8 protein-coding genes, 1 tRNA gene and 2 pseudogenes are annotated in these 9,220 nt (G+C 54.4%); 3 read left to right on the forward strand and 8 right to left on the reverse strand.

Annotated elements, in window-relative coordinates; genetic code table 11:
• From H6F43_RS21045 to H6F43_RS21065, 5 genes and pseudogenes are all read right to left on the reverse strand, one after another.
• A pseudogene (locus tag H6F43_RS21045) lies at positions 1-215 on the reverse strand (MATE family efflux transporter); the annotation flags it as partial.
• Between the two features lie 183 nt (positions 216-398).
• On the reverse strand, positions 399-1,460 hold the full coding sequence (locus tag H6F43_RS21050; protein WP_190345131.1) for an alpha/beta hydrolase: 1,062 nt from the start codon (positions 1,458-1,460) through the stop codon (positions 399-401).
• Between the two features lie 114 nt (positions 1,461-1,574).
• Positions 1,575-2,474 (reverse strand): AraC family transcriptional regulator, encoded by a 900-nt coding sequence (locus H6F43_RS21055; RefSeq protein WP_190345132.1) that lies wholly within the window; start codon positions 2,472-2,474, stop codon positions 1,575-1,577.
• A gap of 143 nt (positions 2,475-2,617) precedes the next feature.
• On the reverse strand, positions 2,618-3,850 hold the full coding sequence (locus H6F43_RS21060; RefSeq protein ID WP_190345133.1) for a HetZ-related protein: 1,233 nt from the start codon (positions 3,848-3,850) through the stop codon (positions 2,618-2,620).
• Between the two features lie 376 nt (positions 3,851-4,226).
• The gene (locus H6F43_RS21065) at positions 4,227-4,901 is read right to left on the reverse strand and encodes an L-threonylcarbamoyladenylate synthase (protein ID WP_190345134.1); all 675 of its coding nucleotides are present in this window, start codon (positions 4,899-4,901) and stop codon (positions 4,227-4,229) included.
• Between the two features lie 88 nt (positions 4,902-4,989).
• Between H6F43_RS21065 and larC the strand changes: the two genes are divergently transcribed.
• A complete protein-coding gene (larC, locus tag H6F43_RS21070) occupies positions 4,990-6,378 on the forward strand; it encodes a nickel pincer cofactor biosynthesis protein LarC (RefSeq protein WP_190345135.1) in 1,389 nt (462 codons plus the stop codon).
• 33 nt (positions 6,379-6,411) lie between these two features.
• On the opposite strand, the gene H6F43_RS21075 is transcribed toward larC, so the two are convergent.
• On the reverse strand, positions 6,412-7,167 hold the full coding sequence (locus H6F43_RS21075; RefSeq protein ID WP_190345136.1) for a DUF4333 domain-containing protein: 756 nt from the start codon (positions 7,165-7,167) through the stop codon (positions 6,412-6,414).
• A 120-nt stretch (positions 7,168-7,287) separates the two neighbouring features.
• Positions 7,288-7,935 carry an orotate phosphoribosyltransferase gene (gene pyrE / locus H6F43_RS21080; protein ID WP_190345137.1) on the reverse strand — a complete coding sequence of 216 codons (648 nt, stop codon included), beginning with the start codon at positions 7,933-7,935 and terminating at the stop codon, positions 7,288-7,290.
• Between the two features lie 221 nt (positions 7,936-8,156).
• On the opposite strand from pyrE, the gene H6F43_RS21085 reads away from it, so the two are divergent.
• Positions 8,157-8,645 carry a hypothetical protein gene (locus tag H6F43_RS21085; protein WP_190345138.1) on the forward strand — a complete coding sequence of 163 codons (489 nt, stop codon included), beginning with the start codon at positions 8,157-8,159 and terminating at the stop codon, positions 8,643-8,645.
• 88 nt (positions 8,646-8,733) lie between these two features.
• On the opposite strand, the gene H6F43_RS21090 is transcribed toward H6F43_RS21085, so the two are convergent.
• Positions 8,734-8,806 (reverse strand) — tRNA-Ile (locus tag H6F43_RS21090).
• A gap of 190 nt (positions 8,807-8,996) precedes the next feature.
• Here H6F43_RS21090 and H6F43_RS21095 point away from each other — a divergent pair.
• Positions 8,997-9,220 (forward strand): annotated as a pseudogene (locus H6F43_RS21095) (hypothetical protein); the annotation flags it as partial.

Consider the following 9,220-nt stretch of genomic DNA (forward strand, 5'->3'; position numbering starts at 1 on the left):
GACACAACGCCCGTCATGGGAACCAGCAGCGCAAAAAAGGTAATGGATGCCAATCCGCCTGCGGCTAATGTTTCGCGTCCCAACCAGCCCATCATCACCGTATCCACAAATCCAGTAGCCGCTTGAGCAACTTGAGCGCTCGCTAGCGGTACGGCAAGGCGGAGAAATTCCCGAATTTCGCTGCGGACCACCGATCGCATTAACAGTGAAGTCATAACGAGATGAACTCTGAACCAGTCCACTGTACGTTCAAACTTGCGATGGCGATTCACTCAACAGGCTGAAGAGGGCGATCGACTGAACTGATAAGCTCGATCACCCTCATTTCTAGCCCTTGTATTTTCAAGAATTAATAGGTTGAGGAACGTTGGTGTCGTCTAGTTCCATTCTTGGCGCTTTTAGCGGCTTGCTGTGCGCTTCTCTTTGAGAGTCTGGCGAAACCACTCGACAGCCTTATCAGTTGCTTCCTGAACTACCTGCGGCTGATCATAGAAGGCAATGTGATTAGTGGTCGTCATCCAATGCAGTTTTTTCTGCTGGGTGGGGATGCTTTGGAAGAAGCGACGTGCACCATCAGGTACGAGGGCAGTATCGGAGTGAATTACCAGCGCGGGAGCTTTAATGTCACGACCAGAATCAATAGCGTTGAACTGTAAGAATGGCTCGAAGAACATGACGGCTGATCGGTTCACCCAGCCCGGCTGAGCGCCGCGATCGGTGCCGTAGTAGTCATAGGCTTCCTGACCGGGCATTGCAGTATTAAGGTCTTTAGGATCAACGTTTTTCATGTAATCCACCTGTCCAGTTTGCTCATATTTGCTCCGAGCTTCCCTGCCCATCTGCAACCGCGCTTCATAGTTCTTGCCGAGCCATTGGCGCATCACTTCAGGATCGTGGTAGAAACCTGCCACCGTTACTAGCGCATTAATTGACGGATCAAGCGCAGCCGCTCGTGCAGAATATCCACCCCCTGAGCAAATTCCTAACAGCCCGATCGCATCGTGCTTGACATCAGGCAACGATCGCAGGAACGTCACTGCATTGCGGATATCGTCTACTTTCATTGCCGGATTCTCAAATTGACGCGGCGCACCTCCACTCTCGCCAAACGTCCGGTGATCAAACGTCAGTGCCACAAACCCCTGTTTCGCTAATTCTTGGGCATAGACAGCAGGCACCTGTTCTTTCACACTAGACTGCGGACCCGTCACCACAATGGCAGGACGGGCAGCTTTGGTATTCCCTGCTGGAAGATAAAGGTTGCCAATGACGCTGGCGTCACCGCTCAAGAACTGAACTTTGCGAACCGTGACTTCTTTCGCAGCGTTGGCAGTGCGCTCCAAGGTAGGCATGGTTTTAGCTTCCTGTGGTCGAAACTCAGCGCTGGCTAGGGAAGCGATCGCCAAAACCCCAAACGAAGCCAAGGTAATCGTTTTCAAGACAATCTTTTTAGCAGACATGATGGGTTTCTCCAAAAAGTTCGGTTAGATGAAGTGGCGGCGTTAAGGGCGCTTCTGCCTGCCGACAGCCTTATCTTCGCTGGAACCCACCGAATGATTATTGGAAATTCTTGCTTAATTTTTGAGGGTCTTGGCAAAGGCTTTGGGTGTTACGCCAAAGGCACGTCGAAACGCGTTGGTGAAATGGGCTTGATCAAAGAAGCCAACGGCTTGAGCCACGTCAGGAAGGGAAAGCTGATGGGTTACGAGTAATCGCTTGGCTCGCTCCAGCCGCAGGTGCAGGACGAATTGATGCGGCGCAAAACCCGTCGTGTTTTTGAATAACCGGGCAAAATGGAACGGTGAAACCCCGACTACACGAGCCATCTCCGCTAAGCCGAGGTCATCACCCAATTGCTCATGCGCTAGCTCCACGATCGTCTTGAGTTGGAGAGCAGAAAGCTTCCCTTTGGGGATGAGCGGTTTCTTCGGATTCTGGCTATGCGCAGTTAGTAAATGCAGCGTAAATGCCATTGTCAGAGTTTCAGCGTAGAGCGGCTCACTCGGTGTTGCCAGTTCAGACGCCAGTGCTCTTGTAAAGATGTAGGACTGAGAATCCGGTACGCACCGGCGTTCAGCAAACGTTTCTAAGGCAGTAGGGGCACGGTCTTCTAGCAGGGTTATCACAAATTCTGGTGCAATTGAGATCGCGGCAACCGTCATCTCGTCCCGCCAGAAAGGAGCATTGGTTTCGCCCTCAGACTGAAGACAAAGCCCTCCCGCAGGCAACACCCTTTCGTGCGATCGCCCGTCCACGCACCAACCAAACCGAACAGGCTCCCCCAAATTAATGATCAATCGATGTCCTTCAATTTGGTGCTCTGGCAGCTCCATCGGCAGCAACCGTTGCACTTCAAGGGTCAGATTTTGACGCCACTTTGCTTGAGTACTTGACAGCACAACTGCTGAATCCGGGGCAGAAGGGAAACGCTGTCCAGTTTCAGGATCAATTAAATTGATGCTGGATAAAGTCATGCGGGAGAGGCGTTATTTAAGTCAACGGCTTTGCATCAAAGCGTAGTCCAGTGACAGTTTAACCTCGACATGTCCCTCATGATTAATCTTTAGGCAAGCGCTTAGCGTCCAGCACGATCGAGAGACCTACACGATCGAGTGACCTAATTTTGATTGCGAGTCTGCCGCGCCAAGTCTAGTAAGGCTTCCCAGCGCTTTTGTAGCTGCTTAGAAGTGCATTTAAGTTCCCGCACGATCGCGTCATCGGTTGCCTGCGCCTGCTTCAGTTCCAGTAAGCGGTGCTGCTCTGGCGTCAGTTTATCTAGAAAGCGCTGCCACTCCTGCGCGGACAAGCCCAAATTCTGATCGAGATCTGCACCGAGCCATTGATGCACCAGCTTCCAATTGTGGGACAGCGTAAATTTCTCCACGTGGTACTTAAAGCGCTGCTGCAAATAGTCGCGCTGGCGGGGCGTGAGTCCCAAGATCTCATCGATCTCAGGTGCCGACAAATCTTGCAGCTTTAGGGTGAGGTAGTTGACGCAGTCGGTTTGCCCTTGGGATTCTAGGTAGCCAATCAGTTCCGAAACCACACGATCGCGCAGCACGGCTTCTGATGAATCAACGGCATGGGCAACCATTTGTTCGCGCACCTGCTGGGCGATCGGGCTGCGGTTGTGTGCCTCAGCGTCTTCGCCTTTGGGTGACTCCAACGCCTGCTCAATGTCGATCGCAACTTCCAATGGCTGTCGCTGTCCAAATCGCTGCGATCGCAGCACAATTAGCTGCTGGCTTTGTCCACCCGGCAGCGTAATGCGCCGCTTGGCGTACTGCTCGGTGAACGCCATGTATTCGGCAAGTTCTAGGCGCGTGCGCGGTTGGTAGGTGTCGGGCAATTCGTTTTCGCGGCGGAAGGCTTTGAGCGACTCGGTATAGAAGCCTTGCAGAAAATCCTCGATCAGCGTGTAACGAGCTTGAAAGCCAAGCTGCATCCGGCTTGGAGCAATGTGGCGGTAAATCATCGACCCCAAAGTGCTGTGCAGTTCCGTACGTCCACGCCGAGAGCCAAGCTGGTAATACGTAAGACACTTCTGTAATCGATGCCGAGCTAGAGATAGCTGCCAGGTCCGTCCCTGATCTGAGGCTTGAATGCGTCCGCTCTTTTGGCAAATGCGATCGACCTCGGCTGCAATTCGACCCGCTAAGGGTTCTACATTGCCCCCCGGAGGGTTAATTTCGGACCGTAGTTCTCGTGCCAAAAGCTGAGTCAGAGATGGAAGATCTAACAGATCGGGAGATGACGTTTCCGTATCCAGTTCAACGGGTTCGGGGTCAGTAGAGTAGGGCGATAGATCTGCGGCGATCGCAGTAAAATCATCTGGCGTAACGTTATTCATAGCTCGGCAGTGCACTCAAACGAAAATGGTAGAACAGGTTCGCGCAGCGGTCTGAATCAGCGAGGCTCACCCAAACCTTCGCACGCTAACTGTCTTAGTTGGCTACACGAAGGGCGGGAGTCGCTACGGTCAATCTCCAGTAGGCTAGGTCACTTTCTCAGGTGGCTATAGAACTCTCCACCAGTCGCTGAATCCGCCAAATCGCCATCAGCAATGAGGACTTAACGCTATTGGTTAAAACCTAGACAGGCTAGACGATCGCAGCCGCGAGCCACCCGTTGCTCACCGTTTTAACCAGTGGACAGTTACCAGGTTGGACAGCAAATAACGCAGAACGGGTCAACAACCCAAACGAATTACTCACGGCTCATAGCCATTAGTAGCGCATTTCCGCCGCCCACGATGCGGCTGCTTCCCATCCCAGACCGCGGCGGACAATGATTGGTTCCTCCTCGGTTAGGTCGAGAATCGTCGAAACGTGATAGCCCGGCTCGGTTCCAGTATCAATAATTAGGTCTACTCGCTTCTCCAGACAGTCAAACAAATCAAAGCGTGAAATGTTCGGAGAATCCGCGATCGAATCAGGCACCACGTCACCAGCTTCATCAATCAGGTGAGCGGACGTAGAGATGATCGGATTGCCCAATGCGTTCAGCAGCGCCAAAGAAACTGGATGATCGGGTACCCGGATACCCGTTGTGCGCCGCTTGGGATGCATCACTAGCCGGGGAACTAGCTTCGTTGTCGGCAGCAGAAATGTGTAGGGACCTGGAATCAAGCGCCGCATCACTCGGTACGCGGCATCAGTCACGATCGCATACTGGGCGATATCGGACAGCGACGGACACAGGAATGTCAGCGGCTTATCGTTCGCCAGTTGTTTGATCTGCCGCACACGCTGCACCGCGCTTTTAGAATTGAGGTCGCACCCGATCGCGTACACCGTATCCGTGGGATACAGCATGACGGCACCATTGCGAAGCGCATCGCGGATCGTCTCGACGGTGCGGGCTTGAGGATTTTCAGAATGGAGGGTGTAGAGCATTGACATGGAGGGAAATGGCAAGATTAGAACGGGTCAGAACTTACACAGGCGGAGATCGTAGCCCCGACTCCCCACTCCCTACTCTCTACTCCCTATGAAAATCGCTTATGTGGAATGTCCGACTGGAATTGCGGGCGATATGTGTCTAGGCGCGATCGTGGATGCTGGGATGCCGCTGGACTATTTGATCGAAGCACTCAGCAAGCTAGGGATTGCCGAAGAGGTTCAGCTAAGGGCAGAATCGGTTCACCGCAATGGACAGCGGGCAACAAAGCTGCATGTTGACTTAACGCACGAATCGAAGTCGCCGACTCAAGCGATCGCGTCTGTTGAGGATCACAGCCATTCCCATTCTGCTACAAATTCATCAGCGAGATCAGACCACCATTCCCACAGTCACGCTCATAGCGCTGCTCACGGTGCTGCTGCAGACGGACATTCCCATCCGCGCCTGCGTCACCTGCCGGAGATCGAGCAGATGATTCGATCTGCCAAGTTGCCTGCCCGCGCTGAGCAGTGGAGCTTAGCGGTGTTGCGCAAGCTGGCAGACGCCGAGGGAGCCGTTCACGGGATTCCACCGGAGCAAGTTCACTTTCACGAAGTCGGAGCAACAGACGCGATCGTCGATATTGTTGGCACCTGCTTAGGGCTGGACTGGTTAGACATTGAAGCGATTTACTGCTCGGCGCTACCGACGGGCGGCGGCACGATTCGGGCAGCTCATGGGCGGTTGCCAGTTCCGGCTCCGGCAGTGCTCAAGCTGTGGGAACTGCGTCAGGTGCCGATCTACAGCAACGGCATTGAGCGAGAACTGGTGACGCCAACCGGCGCCGCGATCGTCACCGCTTTGGCGGAGCAGTTTGGTCCACCCCCGACCATGACGCTGCACCGTGTGGGGCTGGGAGCAGGGACACTGGAGCTACCACTGCCGAATATTTTGCGGCTGTGGATTGGAGAAACCGAGCGTAAGGAAGTCAGCCGCGAGAAAGCCAGGAGCGAGGACGGAGGGAAGGAGACGATCTCGCTGTTGGAAACGCAGATTGACGATGTGAGTCCGCAGGCGATCGGGTACGTATTTGAGGCGCTGTTTGCAGCGGGGGCACTGGATGTGTTTACGCAGGCGATCGGCATGAAGAAGTGCCGTCCGGGAACGCTGCTGTCGGTGGTTTGCCGTCCAGACGAGGCAGCAGCGTGTGAGGCAGTGCTGTTTCGGGAAACAACGACGCTGGGGATTCGTCGATCGCTCCAGCAGCGATCAACACTGCATCGGGAGATCCAGACGATCGCAACGCCCTACGGTGCCGTGCGGGTGAAAGTGGCATGGCAACCGCACAGCGACCAACCAACGAACGTCCAACCGGAATACGAAGACTGTGCCCAGATTGCTCGCCAGCAGAATTTACCGTGGCGGGAGGTGCATCGATCGGCGCTGCACACATGGTACGAGCAGTCTGACGCGAAATACTCAGGGAGTGGGCGCTGAGGGCTACCGCCGCAAAGCAAGCACAGCCAACGCTTAGTCTTCAGCAGGCGGGTTAAGTGCGGGGTCTATAGCAGGTTGAGCGGCACTGCTGGCAGGTTGGGCAGTCGCAGCCGCTGGGATTGAGGCTGGAGTGTTTGCGGTGGGCTGTGCAGCCGCTGTTGTTTGTCCAGATTGCGGGGCGGTTGCTGATGCGGGCTTCGCAACTCCAGGTATAACGCGCTCCCAGGCGATATTGCTCTCGGTGTCGATCGACACCACAATTTTGTCGGGCTTGGTGGGCTTGCCTGCCGTGTTTGCTACTACGGCTGGGACTGGCGTCTTGGACGCTCGAATGCCTGCTGCAGGCTTCTTGCCTTTGGGCTCCGGTGGACGCTCCATCTGGCACTCAAAGGTCTGCCCTGGCTTTACGGCTTTGTATCCATCCCCGCAGCGAATCAGCGGACGCACGCCAATCTCGCCCTGCACGACTTCCTGCACCAAATTCTCAAACTTCACCAGATTCAGCAGTCCCTTCGCGTGAGGCACATCCCAGGTAATGCTTCCCTGAGCATCCTGCTGCTTCACGGGAATCGTGAACGTGTAGCCGTTGTCCATTTCGCCAGTGCACTCGAAGGTAACCTCGGCTTCGGGCTTGACGCCCTTAGGACAGCTGACAGATTTAAGCGAGACGCCGCCCTGCTTGATGATATCTTGCTGGATGGCTTGGGCAACGCGATCGGTTTCCAGCGTTTTCTCGCAGGCGGCAAGCGGTAAAACCAGGAAGGGCAACAGGTACCGGACTAGCTTCATGGATCGAGGACTCAGCAAGGCTTCAAGATTTACCGTAACGGTAGAGAGTAAAGACTACGTTAAGTCAGTAAGGATCACTAGATTAGAATGTTTCGATCGCCAACGGCGATTAGCGATCGACTATTTGTGCTGCTCGACTTCAGTTTTGCTGGCGTGCAGCTCTGCCCAGCGCTGCTGAATCTCCGTAATCTGAAACAGCGGTTGAAACGGCAGCCCTGCCTGCTGATAACACTCTGTACCGCCCTGCTGACGGTCCACCAGCGCAATCACGCCATTCACCTGGTAGCCTGCCTGTTGCAGTCGTTCTGCGGCTTTGAGCGCGGATTGTCCTGTTGTGACGACATCTTCGAGCACCGTAATGCGGCTGCCTGCGGGTAAGTCCAGTCCTTCGATGTAGGCGCGGGTGCCGTGTCCTTTGGGTTCTTTGCGGATAATGAGCGCGGGCAGCGATCGCCCCTCATACGCCGCCACCACGCTAACCGCTGTGACGATCGGATCGGCGCCTAGCGTCAGCCCAGCTACAGCGTCCGTATCAGCAGGCAACTGCGACAGAACGATTCGACCGACCGCTAGTGCACCTTGTGGATGCAGCGTTACTTGTTTACCGTTGATGTAATAGGAAGATCGCTGACCCGATGTCAGTAAAAAGTCGCCTTCTCGATAGGCTGCCTGACAGAATAGATCCAAAAGGTGCTGACGCAGCGTTGCCAAATCAACTGTGGCGATCGAGATAGAAACCTCATTCGGCGATCGAAAAATTTCAGTCATACCTTGCAGCAAATCAGTACAATTGGGGCAGGATAAATGAGCTGATTCATCATTTGAATTCGCTCAATGTGCTAGGGCAAGCTCGGTGCGCTAAGGGCGGCAAAGCCGCAGAGCAGAGACGGTTAATTCTGAATCTGTTTTCTGAATTCCGCCAACCTGATCTTAGTTCTAAACCTGATCTAAATCTGACAACGACTGATTAAAAATTCGGGGAGTGTTATATGGAAATTCGCTACAAGTCGGCGATCGTCGCGCTAGGAATTGCGCTGCTTTCACCGATCGCAGCATCGACGGTAATGGCTCAAACGGTGTTTACAGTTCCCGCACCGACGCAGCGAGGAAGTATTCCGAATCAAGTCGAAGACGCCTTTTTCTCGAACGGGCGCGACTTCTATCAAAATCGATCCGTCCCACGCCAGATCAGTATTCTGTTTGGTCCTGGCATTATCATTCGCAACTCGTTTCCTGAAAACGAAATTGCTCGTGACGGAAATGCCATCAACACGCTTTACCGGGAACTGCTTGCCAATCAGTTCAATAGTGGTCCTCTAATTCGCACGGTTGATTTGCCCAGTCCCTTCACTGAATCACTCCGGACTGCACCGCCTTCGACCGCCAGCGTTCCACCTCCATCTGTGCCACCAATCTTTACGCCCACGCCGCCTTCGACGTTATCGCAGCCTAGAGGTCCGATTCCGGCACTGTGGTAGAGCGGAGCTGCGAAACGGTGGTGAGCGATCGCCACGAATACTCGTAAAGCGATTCGCTGGCAGCGAATCGCTTTATTGCGTTTTAAAGTCCAGGGTGCAGGGGTCGAACCTGCCTGGGGCGAATTATGAGTTCGCTGCCTAAACCGCTCGGCCAACCCTGGCTGACGCCCTTATTGTAGCCCGATTCCGGGCTGGGAGCAGAGAGTGGGCAACGGGGAATGGAGAGTTCGAAAATCTTCGTAATTTTGACAGCAGAATCTCAGATTCTGGGGCTAGAATTGGTGCCATCGCACCGTATCCACGCGACTCGCCCACGATCCCTACACCATGAAACTCAACTCAACTGTAGTCATGACGTTCGTTCTTCTGTCGTTGATGTTTGGGGCAGGGCTGATGAGTGCTGCCTGGGGCTTGGTGATGGGTCGTGAGGCACTCAAAGGGGTGACTCAGCCGGACACGCGCCCAGCAAACAATTTGGCAAACCGGCAGGGCAACGGCGCACAAAGCAGCAGCTTTGCGATTTTGCGCGAGGACGAGATTCTTGCCACTGTGAAATCGCGCATGGGCAGTGGTCG

The organism is Leptolyngbya sp. FACHB-36 (genome assembly GCF_014695955.1).
In the GTDB taxonomy this organism is placed as follows: Bacteria; Cyanobacteriota; Cyanobacteriia; order Leptolyngbyales; family Leptolyngbyaceae; genus FACHB-36.